At 62.8% G+C, this 18,574-nt stretch carries 12 protein-coding genes; 9 read left to right on the top strand and 3 right to left on the bottom strand.

Annotation, left to right across the window (positions count from 1 at the left end):
* The first annotated feature begins 95 nt into the window (after positions 1-95).
* The 3 genes from mfd (at position 96) to XALGPE39_RS09285 (ending at position 7,587) form a co-directional block, all read left to right on the top strand.
* Positions 96-3,596, top strand: coding sequence for a transcription-repair coupling factor (gene mfd / locus XALGPE39_RS09275; protein ID WP_045727939.1), 3,501 nt, complete (start codon positions 96-98; stop codon positions 3,594-3,596).
* A 572-nt stretch (positions 3,597-4,168) separates the two neighbouring features.
* A complete protein-coding gene (locus tag XALGPE39_RS09280) occupies positions 4,169-5,563 on the top strand; it encodes an MFS transporter (RefSeq protein ID WP_045727940.1) in 1,395 nt (464 codons plus the stop codon).
* Between the two features lie 32 nt (positions 5,564-5,595).
* Entirely contained in the window at positions 5,596-7,587 is a 1,992-nt protein-coding gene (locus XALGPE39_RS09285) for a beta-L-arabinofuranosidase domain-containing protein (protein ID WP_045727941.1), read from the top strand.
* Between the two features lie 100 nt (positions 7,588-7,687).
* Here the strand turns inward: XALGPE39_RS09285 and gpmA are convergent, their stop codons facing one another.
* Positions 7,688-8,437 carry a 2,3-diphosphoglycerate-dependent phosphoglycerate mutase gene (gene gpmA / locus XALGPE39_RS09290; protein ID WP_045729095.1) on the bottom strand — a complete coding sequence of 250 codons (750 nt, stop codon included), beginning with the start codon at positions 8,435-8,437 and terminating at the stop codon, positions 7,688-7,690.
* Positions 8,438-8,642: 205 nt separating this feature from the next.
* Between gpmA and nfi the strand changes: the two genes are divergently transcribed.
* Positions 8,643-9,356 carry a deoxyribonuclease V gene (gene nfi, locus XALGPE39_RS09295; RefSeq protein WP_045729096.1) on the top strand — a complete coding sequence of 238 codons (714 nt, stop codon included), beginning with the start codon at positions 8,643-8,645 and terminating at the stop codon, positions 9,354-9,356.
* 264 nt (positions 9,357-9,620) lie between these two features.
* Here the strand turns inward: nfi and XALGPE39_RS09300 are convergent, their stop codons facing one another.
* Positions 9,621-9,845 carry a hypothetical protein gene (locus XALGPE39_RS09300; RefSeq protein WP_045727942.1) on the bottom strand — a complete coding sequence of 75 codons (225 nt, stop codon included), beginning with the start codon at positions 9,843-9,845 and terminating at the stop codon, positions 9,621-9,623.
* Positions 9,846-11,198: 1,353 nt separating this feature from the next.
* Between XALGPE39_RS09300 and XALGPE39_RS09305 the strand changes: the two genes are divergently transcribed.
* Entirely contained in the window at positions 11,199-11,669 is a 471-nt protein-coding gene (locus tag XALGPE39_RS09305) for a hypothetical protein (protein ID WP_045727943.1), read from the top strand.
* A 61-nt stretch (positions 11,670-11,730) separates the two neighbouring features.
* Here the strand turns inward: XALGPE39_RS09305 and XALGPE39_RS09310 are convergent, their stop codons facing one another.
* Positions 11,731-12,591, bottom strand: a complete 861-nt coding sequence (locus tag XALGPE39_RS09310; RefSeq protein WP_045727944.1) for a pirin family protein — start codon at positions 12,589-12,591, stop codon at positions 11,731-11,733.
* A gap of 229 nt (positions 12,592-12,820) precedes the next feature.
* Here XALGPE39_RS09310 and XALGPE39_RS09315 point away from each other — a divergent pair, with 229 nt between their 5' ends.
* The 4 genes from XALGPE39_RS09315 to XALGPE39_RS15660 all read left to right on the top strand — a co-directional run bounded on the left by XALGPE39_RS09315 (position 12,821) and on the right by XALGPE39_RS15660 (position 18,400).
* Positions 12,821-14,893, top strand: a complete 2,073-nt coding sequence (locus tag XALGPE39_RS09315) for a carbon starvation CstA family protein (protein WP_045727945.1) — start codon at positions 12,821-12,823, stop codon at positions 14,891-14,893.
* A complete protein-coding gene (locus tag XALGPE39_RS09320; protein ID WP_045727946.1) occupies positions 14,893-15,117 on the top strand; it encodes a CstA-like transporter-associated (seleno)protein in 225 nt (74 codons plus the stop codon). The genes XALGPE39_RS09315 and XALGPE39_RS09320 overlap by 1 nt, the downstream gene beginning before the upstream one ends.
* Positions 15,118-15,362: 245 nt before the next feature.
* Entirely contained in the window at positions 15,363-16,220 is an 858-nt protein-coding gene (locus XALGPE39_RS16450; RefSeq protein ID WP_235429781.1) for a hypothetical protein, read from the top strand.
* Complete coding sequence (locus XALGPE39_RS15660) at positions 16,217-18,400, top strand: peptidoglycan-binding protein (protein WP_152624866.1); 2,184 nt, start codon at positions 16,217-16,219, stop codon at positions 18,398-18,400. The genes XALGPE39_RS16450 and XALGPE39_RS15660 overlap by 4 nt, the downstream gene beginning before the upstream one ends.
* Positions 18,401-18,574: the final 174 nt, after the last annotated feature.

Consider the following 18,574-nt stretch of genomic DNA (forward strand, 5'->3'; position numbering starts at 1 on the left):
CTGCGCGGCATCCGTCGCCGCTGCCTCAGGCTGCGGCGTTTCTCTGGGCAAAAGCCAACGGCTCTCGCCCATGGCTTTACTAAACTCGACAATCGATGCCGTCTATTTCCTTCCCCGTTCCGCCGCTGCCCAAGTCCGGCCAGCTCCGCGCGCACTGGCGCGCACCCGCCTCCTCCACCGCGCTGGCCTGGCACATCGCCTGCGCCGCCGCCGCGCATCGCGGACCATTACTGGTGATCGCGCGCGACAACCACAGTGCACACCAGATCGAGGGCGAACTACATACCCTGCTCGGCGGCGACACACATCTGCCAGTGGTGCCATTTCCCGACTGGGAGACCCTGCCCTACGACCAGTTCAGCCCGCACCCGGACATCGTCAGCCAACGCCTGGCGGCACTGCAGCGATTGCCGACCCTGCAACAGGGCATCGTGGTGGTGCCGGTACAGACGCTGATGCAGCGTTTGGCGCCACTGCGCTACATCGTTGGCGGCAGTTTCGACCTGCGCGTGGGTCAACGCCTGGATCTGGACGCGGAAAAGCGACGACTGGAAAGCGCCAGCTATCGTCACGTGCCGCAGGTCATGGACCCGGGCGACTTCGCCGTGCGCGGTGGTTTGCTCGACGTCTACCCGATGGGTGCCGACACACCGCTGCGCATCGAGCTGCTGGACGATGACATCGATTCCATCCGTGCATTCGACCCGGAATCGCAGCGCTCACTGGACCACGTACAAGCGGTGCGGATCTTGCCCGGGCGCGAAGTCCCAATGGACGATGCCAGCGTGGAGCGGGTACTGACCACGCTGCGCGAGCGTTTCGACGTGGACACCCGGCGCAGCGCGCTCTACCAGGACCTGAAAGCGCGGCTGGCACCGTCGGGCATCGAATACTACTTGCCGCTGTTCTTTCAGGAATCGCGCGGCAGCCAAGCAAGCGCACGCGATACCACCGCCACCTTGTTCGACTACCTGGGCGAACGCGTACTGCCGTTGATCGTACCGGGGGTGGGTGCCGCTGCCGATGCCTTCTGGACACAGACCCAGGCACGCTACGAACAACGCCGCCACGACGTGGAACGGCCGCTGCTTGTCCCCGATGAGCTGTACCAGACGCCGGACACACTGCGCGAACGGCTCAACACGCTGGCACGCATCGAAGTGCGCGCGGCCGACCATCCGCGCATCGACGAGGCACAGACGCTGGGCGACCAAACGCTGCCGCCGCTGCCGGTGGCCGCCAAGGACGCCGCGCCGGCTGCGGCGCTGAAGCAGTTCCTCGACCATTACCCGGGCCGAGTGCTGATCGCTGCCGACTCGCCCGGCCGTCGCGAAGCACTGCTCGAAGTGCTGGCCGCCGCCGACCTGAAACCCCATGTGCTAGGCGACTTCAGCGCGTTCGCCGCCGCGACCGGCCCGGCTTTCGCCATCGCGGTGGCACCACTGGATGGCGGCTTCGCGCTGGAGCAACCGCGCATCGCGGTCCTGACCGAGCGCCAACTGTTCCCAGAACGCGCCAGCCAAGCGCGACGCAGCCGCCGCGTCGGCCGCGAGCCGGAAGCGATCATCCGCGACCTCGGCGAGCTGTCCGAAGGCGCGCCCATCGTGCACGAGGACCACGGCGTCGGTCGCTACCGTGGACTGATCGTGCTCGACGCCGGCGGCATGCCTGGCGAGTTCCTGGAAATCGAATACGCCAAGGGCGACCGGCTGTACGTGCCAGTGGCCCAGTTGCACCTGATCAGCCGCTACTCCGGCGCCTCCGCCGAGACCGCCCCCTTACATTCGCTGGGCGGCGAGCAGTGGGCCAAAGCCAAACGCAAAGCGGCCGAAAAGGTCCGCGACGTCGCCGCCGAACTACTGGAAATCCAGGCGCGACGCCAGGCTCGCGCCGGCCTGGCGCTACAAGTGGACCGTGCGATGTACGAGCCATTCGCCGCCGGCTTCCCATTCGAAGAAACCCCCGACCAATTGGCCGCCATCGACGCCACCTTGCGCGACCTGGCCAGCAGCCAGCCGATGGACCGCGTGGTCTGCGGCGACGTCGGCTTCGGCAAGACCGAGGTCGCGGTGCGTGCGGCTTTCGCCGCGGCCAGCGCCGGCAAACAGGTGGCGGTACTGGTGCCGACCACCCTGCTGGCCGAACAGCATTACCGCAACTTTCGCGACCGTTTTGCCGACTACCCGCTCAAGGTCGAAGTGCTGTCGCGCTTCAAGAGCAGCAAGGAAATCAAGGCCGAATTGGAGAAAGTCGCTGCCGGCACCATCGACGTGATCGTCGGCACCCATCGCCTGTTGCAAGCGGACGTGCGGTTCAAGGATCTGGGCCTGGTTATCGTCGATGAAGAGCAACGCTTCGGCGTGCGCCAGAAGGAAGCACTGAAGGCACTGCGCGCCAACGTCCACCTGCTGACCCTGACCGCCACGCCGATTCCGCGCACACTCAACATGGCCATGGCCGGCCTGCGCGATCTATCGATCATCGCCACGCCGCCGCTGAACCGGCTGGCGGTGCAGACCTTCGTCACCCAGTGGGACAACGCCTTGCTGCGCGAAGCCTTTCAGCGCGAATTGGCGCGCGGCGGCCAGTTGTATTTTCTGCATAACGACGTGGAGAGCATTGGCCGCATGCAGCGCGAATTGAGCGAACTGGTGCCGGAGGCGCGCATCGGGATCGCCCACGGGCAGATGCCAGAACGCGAGCTGGAATCGGTGATGCTGGATTTTCAAAAGCAGCGCTTCAACGTGTTGTTATCGACCACCATCATCGAATCGGGCATCGACATCCCCAACGCCAACACCATCGTCATCAACCGCGCCGACCGATTCGGCCTGGCGCAATTGCACCAGTTGCGCGGCCGCGTCGGTCGCTCGCACCATCGCGCCTACGCCTACCTGCTGGTGCCGGATCAACGCAGCATCACGGCCGATGCACAGAAGCGGCTGGACGCGATCGCTTCGATGGACGAACTCGGTGCCGGCTTCACCCTGGCCACCCACGACCTGGAAATCCGCGGTGCCGGCGAATTGCTCGGCGAAGACCAGAGCGGGCAGATGGCCGAGGTCGGTTTCAGCCTGTACACCGAACTGCTGGAACGCGCGGTGCGCAGTATCCGCCAGGGCAAGCTGCCGGATCTGGACAGCGGAGAAAGCGCGCGTGGCGCCGAAGTGGAACTGCACGTGCCGGCACTGATTCCGGACGACTACCTGCCCGACGTGCATACCCGTCTGACGCTGTACAAGCGCATCTCCAGCGCCCGCGATGGCGATGGCCTGCGCGAATTGCAGGTGGAAATGATCGACCGCTTCGGCCTGTTGCCCGAGCCGGTGAAGCACCTGTTCGCAATCGCCGAACTGAAATTGCAAGCCAATGCGCTGGGCATCCGCAAACTGGAATTAGGCGAACAAGGTGGACGGCTGGTATTCGAGAGCAAGCCCAACATCGACCCGATGACCATCCTGCAGATGATCCAGAAACAGCCCAAGCTGTACGCGATGGACGGCCCGGACAAACTGAAACTCAAACTGCCGCTACCGGAGCCCATCGACCGCTTCAATGCCGCGCGCGGCCTGCTGACGGCGCTGTCGCCACGCTGAGTGGCGCGCGCCTTAAAGACCACACGCACCTTGCCACATAGGAGGCGCTGAGCGCGCACATTCGGCACCTCCAACTGGATACCTGCAACGCGACAGTCACTCGTGTAAGCAAGCAAGCGCGACGGCGCAGAAAAAATCCTGCCGCTGAGCGCGATGATGCGCGAGATCGGTCAGCCTCCACATTGACCAGCGACAGCCACCACCCTCTTGCATGGCATGGTCAGTCACGCGCTCAATCAACGTTGATGTATTGCTCGCAGCATAGCCACTGCGATGCACGCGCAATGCGCCGCATGACGATGTGCAGCGAGGCCATCGTTCTCGGCCAACCCACCATGCGTGTGCAAAAGGCTCAGATATTCGCTCCCACCCAATCGCGCAGCAATATCGCTCTACAGTGACGCAACGTTGCGATGCAGCAAAAATTTTGCAGACAACTTTTGCCATGCAGTCGTCACCAGGCAGATCGCAATCGTGCGGTTTTTATCCCGCAGCGCCGCTTGCTACCACGCCCGCGACATGCGAGTTTGGCGCGGCGCCGCAGCAGCGCACGCCCATCAGGAGCCGATCCGTTGAATGCGACCACCACCGAGCATGTCGCCACAACCACTGCTACCACGCCACGGCTTTCGTCCATCGAGAAATTCGGCTACGGCCTTGGCGATGCCGGCGGCACCATCGTCACCTGCCTGATCGCCAACTTCCTGACCTTTTTCTACACCGATGTCTTCGGGCTGACGCCGGCACTGGTCGGCACCCTGTTCACCGTGCTGCGCGTGGCCGATGCGGTGTCCGACCCATTGATGGGCCTCATCGCCGACCGTACACGTAGCCGCTGGGGCCGTTTTCGCGGGTGGCAACTGTGGGTCGCGCTACCGATCGGCATCGCCTGCGTCTTGACCTTCAGCACGCCGCAGCTCAGCCAGAACGCCAAAATCGGCTACGCCTTCGCTAGCTATTTCCTGCTGTCGCTGTGCTACACCGCGATCAACGTGCCGTACTGCGCCCTGATCAACAGCATGACCAACGACCATCGCGAGGTCGTCTCGGCCCAATCCTGGCGCTTCGTGCTGTGCGGCATCGCTGGGTTCCTCGTCTCGGTCGGCCTGCCCTGGCTGGTGCGTGCGCTCGGCAACGGCGATGTCGCGCGCGGCTATAGCCTCGGTGTCGGCCTACTCGCCGTGCTGGCAGTCGCGATGTTCCTGTGCTGCTTTTTTGCCGTGCGCGAGCGGGTGCCATTCAGCCTGCTCGGCAACGCCAGCATCGGCGAACACCTGCGTGGGCTACTGCACAACGACCAGATGCGGCTGGTACTGCTGATGTCGTTCCTACTGATCAACGTATTCAATCTGCGCGGCGGTGGGTACCTGTATTTCATCACCTACGTCCTCGGCGGCGACGGCGGTTACACCTCGCTGTTCTTCGCGATGGTGGCGCTGGCCACGGTGCTGGGCGCCATCGTGGTCAACGCGCTGTGCCGCCGCTTCGACCCACTAACGCTCTACCTGCATACCAACCTGGCACTGGCCGCACTGGGCACACTGCAATGGTGGATACCGACCGGGCCGACCCAGCAGACGCTGTGGCTGGGAGTGATTTTCGTCAACTGCCTGGTGCTGGGCTTCGCACTGCCGCTGCATTTTTCGCTGATGGCCTTCGCCGACGACTACGGCGCCTGGAAAAACCGACTGCGCTCCTCCGGCATCAACTTCGCCTTCAATCTTTTCTGCATCAAATTGGCCTGGGCATCGAGCGCGGTGGTGATCGGCGCTCTATTCGTACACGCTGGCTACCATGCAGGTGCCGCGCATCAGACCGCCGCCTCGCTGCGTGCGATCACCCTGCTGGAAACCCTGATTCCCGCCGGCCTGCACGTGATGCTGGCCGTGGCGATCCAACGCTGCCGCCTGCGTCGACCACTCCTGACCCGCATCGCCGCCGATCTTGCCACCCACCCGGTACGCTGACCCTTCTCGCCTTCGTCCAGGACGCATCCCCCATGCCGAATACTCCCCTGCCCTCCGCCGAGCTGCCGCTGGACCGCCTGCGCATCGCCGCCCCCTTCTGGCAGCGCTACCAGCGCCTGGTGCAGGAGGTGGTACTGCCCTACCAATGGGATGCGCTCAACGACGCCGTGGCAGATGCCGCCCCCAGCCATGCAATCGAGAACTTCCGCATCGCCGCAGGACGCAGCGATGGCACTTTCTACGGCATGGTGTTCCAGGACAGCGACGTGGCCAAATGGCTGGAAGCGGTGGCCTATCTGCTGGCGCAGCATCCCGACCCGGTCCTGGAACGCAATGCCGATGCGACCATCGAACTGATCGGCGCCGCGCAGCAGGCCGACGGTTATCTCAACACCTACTTCACCGTCAAAGCGCCAGAACAACGCTGGACCAATCTGGCCGAGTGCCACGAACTGTACTGCGCCGGGCATATGATCGAAGCCGGCGTCGCCTATCACCAGGCCACGGGCAAACGCACCCTGCTCGACATCGTCTGCCGGCTCGCCGACCACATCGACGCCACCTTCGGCCCCGGCCCCACGCAGTTGCACGGCTACCCCGGCCACCCGGAAATCGAACTGGCGCTGATGCGCCTGTACGAGGCCACCAGCGAACCACGCTACCTGGCGCTGGCGCGCTACTTCGTCGAGCAACGCGGGCGCACGCCGCACTACTACGACATCGAACAGGAACAACGCGGCGGCAGCTTCTTCTGGGACGCATACGGCCCGGCCTGGATGATCAAGGACAAGGCCTACAGCCAGGCGCACCTGCCGGTGGCACTGCAAGACAGCGCCGTCGGCCATGCCGTGCGCTTCGCCTACCTATACACCGGCGTGGCACACCTGGCCCGGCACAGCGACGATGTCCGCCTGCGTGCGGCCTGCGAACGACTCTGGAATAACGCCACGCAACGACAGATGTACCTCACCGGCGCCATCGGCGCGCAGAGCCACGGCGAAGCCTTCAGCGTCGATTACGACCTGCCCAGCGATACCGCCTACAACGAAAGCTGCGCGTCCATCGGGCTGATGATGTTCGCCAAGCGCATGCTGCAACTGGCACCGGATAGCCGCTACGCCGACGTGATGGAACGGGCGCTCTACAACACGGTCCTGGCCGGCATGGCCCTGGACGGCCGGCATTTCTTCTACGTCAATCCGCTGGAAGTGCAGCCGGCCACGGTACACGGCAACCACACCTTCGACCACGTCAAACCGGTGCGCCAACGCTGGTTCGGCTGCGCCTGCTGCCCACCCAACATCGCCCGCGTGCTGACCTCGCTCGGCCACTACATCTACACCCGCCGCGACGACGCGCTGTACGTCAACCTCTACGTCGGCAGCGATGCGAGCCTGGAGGTACACGGGCAGACCCTGACCCTGCAGCAGCGCGGCGACTACCCCTGGCAGGAACAGATCGAACTGCGCGTGGACTGCGCCACGCCTATCGAAGCCGCCCTGGGCCTGCGCCTGCCGGACTGGTGTCGCACGCCGCAACTGCGGCTCAATGGCGAGCCGGTGGAAATCGACGCACACCGGCAACACGGCTACTGCGTGCTGCGTCGACACTGGCAACAAGGCGACACGCTCCACCTGCACTTGCCGATGCCGGCGATGCGGGTCAGCGCGCATCCACGGGTGCGGCACCTGGCCGGCAAGGTCGCACTGCAACGCGGGCCGCTGGTGTATTGCCTGGAACAGGCCGACAACGGTGCCCACCTGCAGCAGTTACGCCTGCCCGCCACTGCGGCGATCCATACGATTGCCGGCAGCGGCGCGCTGGCCGGACAGGTGCTGCTGCAAGCCGAAGGCGAACGCCTGCACGGCGACGACAGCCTCACCGACACCGCACCGCTGTACCGCTACGATGCGCCGCCACCAACGTCACAGCCGCAGACACTGACCTTCGTGCCGTATTTCGCCTGGGCCAACCGCGGCGAAGGCGAGATGCGGGTGTGGATGGACGCTGGCGGCAACGGCTGAGCCAGGCATGCAATGCACCACGCGCGCGCAGCAGCATCTGGCTGCGCGCGCAACGGTGCCTGTGGTCGGCACCGTGCGCGTGGCCGCAATGGTCTGGCGCTTACTTTGCCTTGCCCTGATTCGCCACTGCCTCGGCGGCGCGCTTGGCCGCTTCCGGATCGCCGAGATAGCGATAGGAACGCACTTGCAAGGCGTCGTCCAGTTCGAACAGCAGCGGGATGCCGGTGGGGATGTTGAGTTCGAGAATCTCCTCGCGCGACACCGCGTTCAAATATTTGTACAGCGCGCGCAGCGAGTTGCCGTGCGCCGTGACCAGCACCGTCTGTCCGGCCTTGAGTTGCGGGGCGATGGCATCGTGCCAGTACGGCAACACACGATCGAGCGTGCTCGCCAACGACTCGGTCGCCGGTAGCGCATTGCGATCGAGCGTGGCGTAACGGCGGTCGTGCAGCGGATGCCCCGGATCGGCGGCATCCATCGGCGGCGGCGGGATATCGTAGGAACGGCGCCAGACCTTGACCTGCTCCTCGCCGTGCTTGGCGGCGGTTTCGGCCTTGTCCAGGCCTTGCAAGCCACCGTAGCAGCGCTCGTTGAGGCGCCAACTCTTGTGTACCGGCAGCCAATCCTGATCCAGCACGTTCAACGCGCCCTGCAAGGTGTGAATGGCGCGTTTGAGGACCGAGGTATGCGCCACATCGAAGTGCAGCCCCTCCTCGCGCATCAGCCGACCGGCGGCCACGGCCTCCTGGCGGCCTTGCTCGGTGAGATCCACGTCCACCCAGCCGGTGAAGCGGTTATCCAGGTTCCATTGGCTCTGGCCATGGCGCAACAGTACGAGTTTGCGGGTCACTACGACGGTCTCCGTGAGAGGAAAAGACAGGACATTGCCTACGAATTGTAGCGGCATGACGCAAGCCGGTGCCGTCACCGTGACGCCCCCCACGGACAGGGCCCGATCCGCACGCACACCCCTGGCGTCCCCTGCGCATCTTCAGCGCATCCACAGCGCATCCACAGCGCGGCAACGCCCACGCTGTCAGCATGCGCACATGCAAATGTCTGAAAACTCCGCCGTGTTCGGCGACTGGGATGGCAGCGTCGCGCAAGCCCGCGCCCTGCAAACGACGCTGGCGCGGCAGGTGCGCCTGCACGACGAGGTCAGCGATCCACCACGCTGGCTGGCCGGCGTCGATGTCGGCTTCGAAGACGAGGGCCGCATCACCCGCGCCGCCGCCGTGCTGCTAGACGCACACACGCTACAGCCGCAGCAGGCCGAGATCGCCCGCGTGCCTACCGCAATGGCCTACATCCCGGGCCTGCTGAGCTTCCGCGAATTGCCGGCACTCCTGGCCGCGCTGGCATTGCTGCGACAGCCTCCGGATCTGGTCTTCGTCGATGGCCAAGGCATCGCCCATCCGCGCCGGCTTGGCATCGCCGCGCATTTTGGCGTGGTCACCGGACTACCCAGCATCGGGGTGGCAAAAAAATCGCTGGCCGGTCATTTCGACGCACCCGGCGCGCAAGCCGGCGACCACAGCCCGATCCTGCATCGCGGCGAAGTGGTCGGCTGGGCGCTGCGCAGCAAGGCACGCTGCAATCCGTTGATCGTCTCGCCAGGACACCGTGTGAGCGTGGACAGCGCCTTGCAGTGGACTCAGCGTTATCTGCGCGGCTACCGTCTGCCGGAACCGACCCGGCTGGCCGATCGGCTGGCCTCGCGTCGTGGCGAGGTCGCCGTCCACACCGGCGCAGCCGGGAGCCTGTTTTGAGATGACCTATTGCGTAAGCCCGACCACGCACAACGGGCAACCATGCACAGACGCGGGCAGTCCACTACCCCGCGCCAGACATGATCGCCCGCGTGCGGATCCGGGCTCATGGTCGGTATTTAGCAAATACCAGACCATTATCCGTGATAGCGACGTTGAGGTCGATCGGATCTCCCCACGTCGTATCGCGATCTCCCACTATCCCAGTGCCAGCCGTGCATTGAGGCGCTTGTATGGCAATCACTAGGCAGTGGCACACTTAGTTTATCGCGAGATATTCTGTTGCTTGCTCCAATCCACATAGCAACAGATTGGATTACCGAGATCGCCCCCACTGACCAGCAATGCGCCGGCAGAGTGCACATCATTAACGCCATGCAGATCTTCCGCCCGTGCCTGCGACGCGAAAGCGGTGAATGTGGCAATCACGAGCGAGAAAAACAGCACAGCCTTGCAGCAAGAACGAACGTTGGATGTCGTGCTGATCATGGGATTACTCCAAATATAGAGGAATGGTAAGGAAACGGATTGCACGACGAACGCCATCGTCGTTTCTGGATCACCAGCATGCGTAAGACCGAACACGGGATCCAGGCCGTGCCGGGACCGAACCAGGGACCGAATAACATCTGGCCATTTTGTATCGATACGCTATGCAGTCCAGACACAGAGACGACTGAAGCTTTATCGACACTCAGTACGGTCGCACACAGGACATGATATGTATCCACACAGGCATGACGTAGACAACTGCTTGCGCGATTGCACATCATGCAATTTCTTTAAACAGACATAACCACCAAGCATGCCAGACTGTGCATGCCCCTTGCCCCGAGGCCGCGACGCATGCCTGTTCATCGACGACACAGGAGCGACACTGCGCACCAGAACATGGCGTGGACGTGAACCGGACAGGCAACACCTCAGACACTGCCGCCACCTGCAGGCAGGCCGACCACGCACTACCCGTTGCGGCAATGCATGAGTGAGAAAGAGCTACACGGCTGCCAATGGCGCATTACAGTGGACACCCAGACACTACCGCTGCGGTGTTCGCGACGACTGCGGAGGTGATTGATCGCAAAAGAGCGCTGCAGGCGCTCGCGCGAGGTCGTCGTCCACACCGACGCAGCCGGGAGCTTTTTTGAGGCAACAGCACGCGCACTCACTTTCAGCGTTTACCGGCACCGTCTCAGAGGCTGATCACCTGGATGCCATTAGCTATGACGTTGATCAAATTACCTCGCGGACGCGGATTGAAGCTGTAACTAAATCCTGCAATACCAGCACCAGGATCACACGATGATAAACATAGTCGACACGGAGTTTCAGCGTGATCGCAACACAGTCGCTGTGAGGAGCCAAGGATTGTAGCCTTGATTCCTGAGAACTGACGAATGAGCAGGCATCGCGCACAGTTCCAAGTTGACATTTAGGGATGACCTAAACAATTTATACCCGCGTGATCGAGGACTTTACACTCCAATGGATTGGCCGCTCAAAAGACGCGGAAGATGCGATTGTTCAGTCCTTGGCGGCCGGCGCATGGCCAAGCCCACGCAGCGGCCATGCACAACGCCCCCGCCAGACACCAGACACCAGACACCAGACACTGGCTAGCGCACACCTGGCGCATGTCCACCTTTATAGATCCGCCCACGCTATCACCTTGGCGAGGTGCTATCGTGCGAGACAGGCAAGTGCACTCTGGGACAGGCACTGCGCCGGGATAGGGAGACAGTGATCGCCCACCAGCAGGAGAACCGCTACAGACAGCCGATATTGGCGTGAATGGACAAACAAACCGAAACCGTTGCAACAAGACCCATGGGGACATCGCGAATGAAGCTTGCCATCGTATGCAACGTGTTTCTGACGATGGCCGCCGCTCTGCCGGCGGCCACTGCTCTGGCGCAACAGTCCCAGAACTGCCCACAACTGCCGCCGCAGGTCAACTTGCAGTGGAACGAGCGCAGCGACAAGGGCCTCATCGTCTGTCGCGCGGCAACCGCCGACGGCCGCCAGGTGCTGGGCATCATGCTCACCGCGCGTGACCCGCGCATTCCGCTCCCGCGCGCGTTGCGCGAGGAAAAAGGCAGCATCGGTGGCGAGACGATCCAATGGTACAGACCCGACGTGGGCGGTGCCGAGCTACCCGGCCAGGCCTCGCGCCGCATCACCGTCGCAGAACTGAAAAAAGGCCAGTTCGCACAGGTATGGATCGATGCGAGCGATGCGCAGGAACTGCAGTCACTGCAGGGGGTGGTACAAGCACTGGACATGCATCAGGCCAGTCTGGCCTTGGAGCGCTGAGGACAGCGGCCAGGCGGATCGGCCTGGCGCTGCGGTAAAACGACAAAAGCCTATGCTGCGCTTAGAAGCGCCCTTCCTGGAAATCAACGAAGGCCTGCATCAACTCCTGGCGCGTGTTCATCACGAACGGTCCATGCCGTGCTACCGGCTCGTGCAAGGGCCGCCCAGCCACCAGGATCAGACGCGCCCCCTGCTCCCCAGCCTGAAGCTGTAATAGATCGCCACCGCCAAGCACCGCCAGGGTCTGCGCCGCCAGTGGCCGCGCCTGCGCGCCCGTGCCCACAACCGCCGCGCCTTCGAACATGTATGCAAACGCATTGTGTCCGGATGGCAGCAGATACGACCAGGCCGCATCCGCGGCCAACGCGATGTCCAGATACAGCGGATCGGTGGCCGGCTGCGCAATCGGCCCATGGATTTCGCCGATCTGCCCGGCGATGACCTTGATCGTCACGCCCGCAGCCGGTTGAATCAGCGGAATGCGCTCCGGCGCGAACTCCTGATAACGCGGCGCGGTCATTTTCTCGCGCGCCGGTAGATTCACCCATAGCTGAAAACCGCGCATGCGCCCGGACTCTTGCTCCGGCATCTCCGAATGCACCAAGCCACGACCGGCCGTCATCCACTGCACGCTCCCTGGGGTCAGCAGACCTTCGTTGCCGTGGTTGTCCTTGTGCCGCATGCGGCCATCGAGCATGTAGGTGACCGTCTCGAAACCGCGATGCGGATGGCTGGGAAAGCCGCCGATATAGTCCTCGGCGCGGTCGGTGCCGAATTCGTCCAGCAATAGGAACGGGTCCAGCTCGGGCAGTTCGCCACCGCCGATCACCCGAGTCAACTTGACCCCATCGCCATCGGCGGTGGCATGGCCGCGAATCGTGCGCAGGATGCGCGCCGGGTCGTTCGTGGAGGTATCGGTCATGGCAGGCAATCTCGCTGGGTAAGTCATCACTATGGGAGCGACCAATGCAGCAGCCAACCGCGATCAGCGCAACCCATCGTTCCATCGTGCAGATGTCGACGCGGCCACTGCCGGTGGCCGTGGCTGTGTCGCAGCCACATGCAGGTGAGCACCCAATACCAATGGCCGGCCTTGACCGCCCGCAGCATCGCGGCGACGCTTGTCGCATAACTCTAGGAGTACACGCTACATGAAAAGCGTTTCCAAACTGGCCTGGGCCGCACTCGCCGTGCTGGCGGCGTTCTGTCTCGGCACGCTGGCTCTAAGGCGCGGCGAACACATCAACGCACTTTGGATCGTGGTCGCCGCCGTCTCGATCTACCTGATCGCCTACCGCTTCTACAGCCGCTTTATCGCCGACAAGGTGATGCAACTGGACCCCACCCGCGCCACGCCTGCTGTCGTCAACAACGATGGTCTGGACTACGTGCCGACCAACAAACACGTGCTGTTTGGCCACCACTTCGCCGCCATCGCCGGTGCCGGGCCACTGGTCGGGCCGGTGCTGGCCGCGCAGATGGGCTACCTGCCCGGCCTGTTATGGCTAGTAGTCGGCGTGGTGCTCGCCGGCGCGGTGCAGGATTTCATGGTGTTGTTCCTGTCCAGCCGCCGCGACGGTCGCTCGCTCGGCGAGCTGGTGCGCGAGGAAATGGGGCAGATTCCAGGCACCGTCGCTCTGTTCGGTGCATTTATGATCATGATCATCATCCTGGCGGTACTGGCGATGGTGGTGGTCAAGGCCCTGGCGCAAAGCCCGTGGGGCATGTTCACGGTGATCGCGACCATGCCCATCGCGCTGCTGATGGGCGTGTACATGCGCTACCTACGTCCTGGCAAGATCGGCGAGATTTCGGTGTTCGGGCTGATCCTGCTGCTGGCGGCGATCTGGTTTGGCGGTCGCATCGCCGCCAATCCGGTCTGGGCCGCAGCCTTCACCTTCACCGACATGCAGGTCACCTGGATGCTGATCGGCTACGGCTTCGTCGCCTCGGTCCTGCCGGTGTGGCTGCTGCTGGCACCGCGTGACTACCTGTCCACCTTTCTCAAGATCGGCACCATCCTCGCACTGGCCATCGGCATCGTGGTGGTCATGCCCGAACTGAAGATGCCTGCGATCACCGCTTATGCCCACACCGGCATGGGCCCGGTGTGGGCCGGTGGCCTGTTCCCGTTCCTGTTCATCACCATCGCCTGCGGCGCGGTATCCGGCTTCCATGCCTTGATCGCCTCCGGCACCACGCCCAAGCTGCTCGCCAACGAGCAGCATATGCGCTACATCGGCTACGGCGGCATGCTGATGGAATCGTTCGTCGCGGTGATGGCACTGGTCGCGGCTTCGATCATCGAGCCGGGCGTGTACTTCGCAATGAACGCGCCCGCTTCGATGGTCGGTCACGACGCCATCGCGGTCGCAGCCAAGGTCTCCGAGTGGGGCTTCAGCATCACCCCGGACGTCCTCCAGACTACCGCGCACGATATCGGCGAAAGCAGCATCCTGGCCCGCGCCGGCGGCGCGCCGACCCTGGCGGTGGGCATCGCGCAGATCCTGCACCGGCTGCTGCCGGGAGAGAACATGATGGCGTTCTGGTACCACTTCGCTATTTTGTTCGAAGCGTTGTTCATCCTCACCGCAGTCGACGCCGGCACCCGCGCCGGACGCTTCATGCTGCAAGACCTGCTCGGCAACTTCGTGCCGGCGCTGCGTCGCACCGAATCATGGGGAGCCAACATCCTCGGCACCGCCGGCTGCGTCGCACTGTGGGGCTATCTGCTGTACACCGGGGTCAAGGATCCGTATGGCGGCATTCGCACACTGTGGCCGCTCTTTGGCATTTCCAATCAAATGCTCGCCGGTATCGCGCTGATGCTGAGCACGGTGGTGCTGTTCAAACTCAAACGCGACCGCTACGCCTGGGTGACCCTGATCCCGGCGCTGTGGCTGCTGCTGTGTACGACCTGTGCCGGCTTGATCAAAATCTTCGACGCCGACCCCACGCAAGGCTTTCTGGCGCAAGCGCACACCTTCGGCAACGCCATTGCCAGCGGCACCCTCACCGCACCAGCCACATCAATGGCGCAGATGCAGCAGATCGTGACCAACGCTTACGTCAACACTGGGCTGACGGTGTTGTTCCTGTGCGTGGTCTTGGCGATCCTGATTTACTCGATCAAGACCATCCTCGCCGCACGCCGCAAGCCGCAGCGCAGCGACCGCGAAACTCCCTACATCGCACTACAACCACACCAAATGGCGGATATGTGATGCGTACCGACCTGGTCCCCGTCGGCCAATACCAAGCGCACCGTCGATTGTGGCGGCGACTGGTGCAGACCGCACGACTATGCTGCGGCATTCCCGACTACGACAACTACGTTCGGCATATGCTGGAGAAACATCCGGAGCAACAGCCGATGGATTACAAAACCTTCTTCCGCGAGCGCCAGCAAGCGCGCTACGGCGGCAAGAGCGGGTTTCGTTGTTGCTGAGTCGTCCATGCAGTGCAGGCCATGAGCGAGCGCATGGCCTCGGCGGCGCATCCGGCGGGCGTCGCTGTCGTGCCGATACATCCTGTCACGCTGTTGGCTGGTCGTGCGCCATACCATGACCACCACCGGCCATGGCCTCAAAGACCCAGTGGACAGGTTGGGCGGTGTTGGCATCCGCTTCGTGACGTAAGATCGCAAGCGCAGTGGGGAGGCTTGCTCAAAATCAAAAGGAAAGGTCACGCGCGATGAGCCAGGAAAGCGACGATCAAGACGATCACAGCGACAATCCCTATCGCCCGCGCAAACTCAACGTGCGCGATCGGCTGCACGATCTGCAGCTCCTGCGCGATATGGCGATCATCAATGCGCGGGTGCGTGCCGAGCTTGGGCCACTGCCACCTGGCGGATTGCCGGTGCAACCCAAGCGTAAACCCGCGCCACTGCCGTACCCGCCTGCCGCCGCATCCGCGACCAATTCGCCCGAGGACGACCCGATGAAACTGCACCACCTTGCCGCCACCGCCATCATGCCGCTGGCCCTGACTGCTGCGGGCTGCTCCAAAGGCATCGATGTCGGCAATGACGGCGCTACCGGTCACCTCAATCCACACCCGGTCAAACGCTACGAAGTCATCGCCACCTCCCATGCGCCGGGGCCGTGGGATTCGATTGAGGCATACATCGGGTATGACGTCATCAATGCGAAATGCGTGCCACTTATTCCGTTCATTGGACAACGACACATGCCCAATACCGGACTCTATGTTCCCATGACACAGGTGGACGATCACACGTGGAAGGGGTATTTCTACCGTGATACCTTGCTGGACGAAGACTACTTCAAGCTTGGTGTGTGCCACTGGGATGTCACCAGTGTAGGCATATCTGCGATTGCCAAGGGAGTTAGGTTCAATTGGTCTGGTATGTTGCAAGAACTCCTGCGAGAAAGTCAGGAGACCTATTACTTCAAGAAAAGCTCATATGGGGATCAGCATCTCGTTGAGTATGGTACTGAAACTCTCACTGGGGAAGACGATGAGGTTATTCAGCATCCGGATGCTCATTTCTCAGTCACCATCGCTGTCAAGGAAGCCAAGCCATGAAACCCACTGATCAAACGCGTGCAGATGCTGCCAATGACTCGTATTTCAGCCGTCCGCAAACCGATGTTGATAGCGCGAAAAAAATACCTCTAGGAGGTGCAAGCTATACCGTCTTCGGCTACGCAAACGATCCTGTCAGTGGTTTCCATGCAACCGCGTATCGAAGTGTGGAAGTACCACACAACATCATCATCGCCTACCGTGGCACCGACCCGGCTTTATTTACCGGCGAGACCAAGGCGGAAAAAGCGCAGCATGCGCTCACCACCATTCAAGACATCGCTGCCGATGCCACGATGGTGCGCGATGCCGTCAATCCACAAAAAGCCGCCGCCGATGCGTTCACCGCGCAGATGCTCGCTAAGGCAGCCAAGCAGGGCATTTCCAAAGACCACGTAACCGTCACCGGCCACTCTCTCGGCGGAGCACTGGCGCAGATTGAGGCGGCGGAATTCGGCCTGGCCGGCTCCACCTACAACGCCTACGGCGTGGTGAGTCTGCGTCATCACGTGCCGGAAGGTGGCACGGCGGTGACCAATTACGTCCTGGCAGGTGATCCGGTGAGTGCGGCCAGTCGGCATTACGGTACGGTGGTGACTCTGGCGACTCCAGAGAATGTGCAAGCGCTCAAAGACGCGCACTACCTCGACTTCAGCCACGGCGCATCGTCACCCAATCCGCTGCGAGCGATGCGCATGGGCGATCACAGCGGGACACACTTCACTGGCCCGCAGAGCGTGCTGTCCCCGGAAAGGCTGGCGCAGCTCCAAACCAACTACGCGCACAACAAGGCCGCCTTTGACCATTTTCGCCAGGACATACATCAGGACCGCGAGCTACTGAACATGGCCCTGAATCCTGGCGCCACTACCGCCATGGCGGCGAAGTTGGAAGCACTGACTGTCCAGGTGCGTGCCAAACATGCCTACGCGGCCAGTGGTCCCACTGTCGAACGCGTCATCAATGCGGCCGAACATGCTGCCGGCCAAGCTTATGAGACTGTCACCCATCCAGGGCAGTGGTTCGGTCAGAGCGCGCCAGCCGCATCCACGCCGCATCCTGCCGTGGACAGGCAACAGGCACAGCAACACCAAGCCCCGCATTTGGTGCAGCCCCCCGCGCATGTACATGCACCACCTCCACAGCACAGCACTGCTGCCCATGAAAAACCGGCCAGCGTGGACATGCAGGAACAGGCGCGGATCGCGCAATTACAGCAGCAGGAACAGCAAGCGCAGGCAGCGCGCGAGCAGCAACATCAGCTTGCGCAGCAACACGCGCAGTTGCACCGCCAAGCCATGGATGCACAGCAACACGAACGCGAACACGACCAGCGCCACAGCCAAGACACCCGTTCGCATCAACATGAACAGCGTCAGGCCGCCGAGCCGATGCTGCACACCCCGCCAGCGGCGCACGGACCACAGCTCCCGCTGATGACGGCACATCCCCTGGAGCCTGGCGACCGCAGCGTCGCCGTGCAGTCCTTGCAACAACATTTGCAGACCATCGGTGCCACCGACCACGATGGCAAGGCCATCCAGGACGACAAGGACTACGGTCCACGCACCCAACAGGCGGTAGAGAACTTCCAGCGTTGGGCTGGCCGCGAGCCGACCGGCATCGCCGACCCAGGCACGCTCGAAGCACTGCAAACACATGCCCAATTCGCCGCGCGGCAGAAGACACAGGACCTTGCCACCGACCGCCATTTGGCCGATCAAGCTAAGCCCGTGCCCTCCCATTCGACCGATGCCGTCGCCGAGCGCCCGAACCCGCCTCGCCCCGACCTCGCCATTACGCAGCAGCAGGCAGCACCAAAAGCGCTGGAACCCTACAGCAGCCACAATTCCCCGCTGCACGCGCTCTACGCACAGACCAAAACCACCATGGAGGGCAGGGGCATCTCGGTGTCCGAGGAACGCATGCACCAGCTCGTCGGCAAGATGGCGCTCCAAGGAATGAACACAGGAGGGAAAAACGATTTCGTGGTCAAGGGCGATACGCTCTATGGCCGCAATCTCGATGTCCCTTATAACCACTTCATGCTGGACCTGCGCGAGCCAGCCCCATCGGTACAGTCCACGCTACAGCAGGTACAGACCCAACTGCAGACACGGGAAGCGGAGTTGACGGCCATGCGGCAGCAGCCAAAATACGAGCATTCGTATGGCCGATAACTAGCCGATGGCATGAGCGCCACCGCACGCGACGCACGCTGACGCCGCCTTGTTCGATATACCAAAGACGGCCCAATTGCAGGTGTAGGAACAGGCACTGATCGTGCAATTGCAGCAGGAACAGCACGGGCAGGTGGCGCGCGAGCAATATGCTGTCGCCTAGCTGGCACGGGA

It is taken from the genome of Xanthomonas sp. GPE 39 (assembly GCF_000963005.1).
GTDB lineage: Bacteria > Pseudomonadota > Gammaproteobacteria > Xanthomonadales > Xanthomonadaceae > Xanthomonas_A.

Excerpts from the sequence above, each read along its gene's own strand:
- nfi (WP_045729096.1), top strand. The coding sequence starts at position 8,643 with ATGTCTGAAAACTCCGCCGTGTTCGGCGACTGGGATGGCAGCGTCGCG.
- XALGPE39_RS09305 (WP_045727943.1), top strand. The coding sequence starts at position 11,199 with ATGAAGCTTGCCATCGTATGCAACGTGTTTCTGACGATGGCCGCCGCT.
- XALGPE39_RS09315 (WP_045727945.1), top strand. The coding sequence starts at position 12,821 with ATGAAAAGCGTTTCCAAACTGGCCTGGGCCGCACTCGCCGTGCTGGCG.
- XALGPE39_RS09285 (WP_045727941.1), top strand. The coding sequence starts at position 5,596 with ATGCCGAATACTCCCCTGCCCTCCGCCGAGCTGCCGCTGGACCGCCTG.
- mfd (WP_045727939.1), top strand. The coding sequence starts at position 96 with ATGCCGTCTATTTCCTTCCCCGTTCCGCCGCTGCCCAAGTCCGGCCAG.
- XALGPE39_RS09300 (WP_045727942.1), bottom strand. The coding sequence starts at position 9,845 with ATGATCAGCACGACATCCAACGTTCGTTCTTGCTGCAAGGCTGTGCTG.
- XALGPE39_RS09310 (WP_045727944.1), bottom strand. The coding sequence starts at position 12,591 with ATGACCGATACCTCCACGAACGACCCGGCGCGCATCCTGCGCACGATT.
- XALGPE39_RS15660 (WP_152624866.1), top strand. The coding sequence starts at position 16,217 with ATGAAACCCACTGATCAAACGCGTGCAGATGCTGCCAATGACTCGTAT.
- XALGPE39_RS16450 (WP_235429781.1), top strand. The coding sequence starts at position 15,363 with ATGAGCCAGGAAAGCGACGATCAAGACGATCACAGCGACAATCCCTAT.
- XALGPE39_RS09320 (WP_045727946.1), top strand. The coding sequence starts at position 14,893 with ATGCGTACCGACCTGGTCCCCGTCGGCCAATACCAAGCGCACCGTCGA.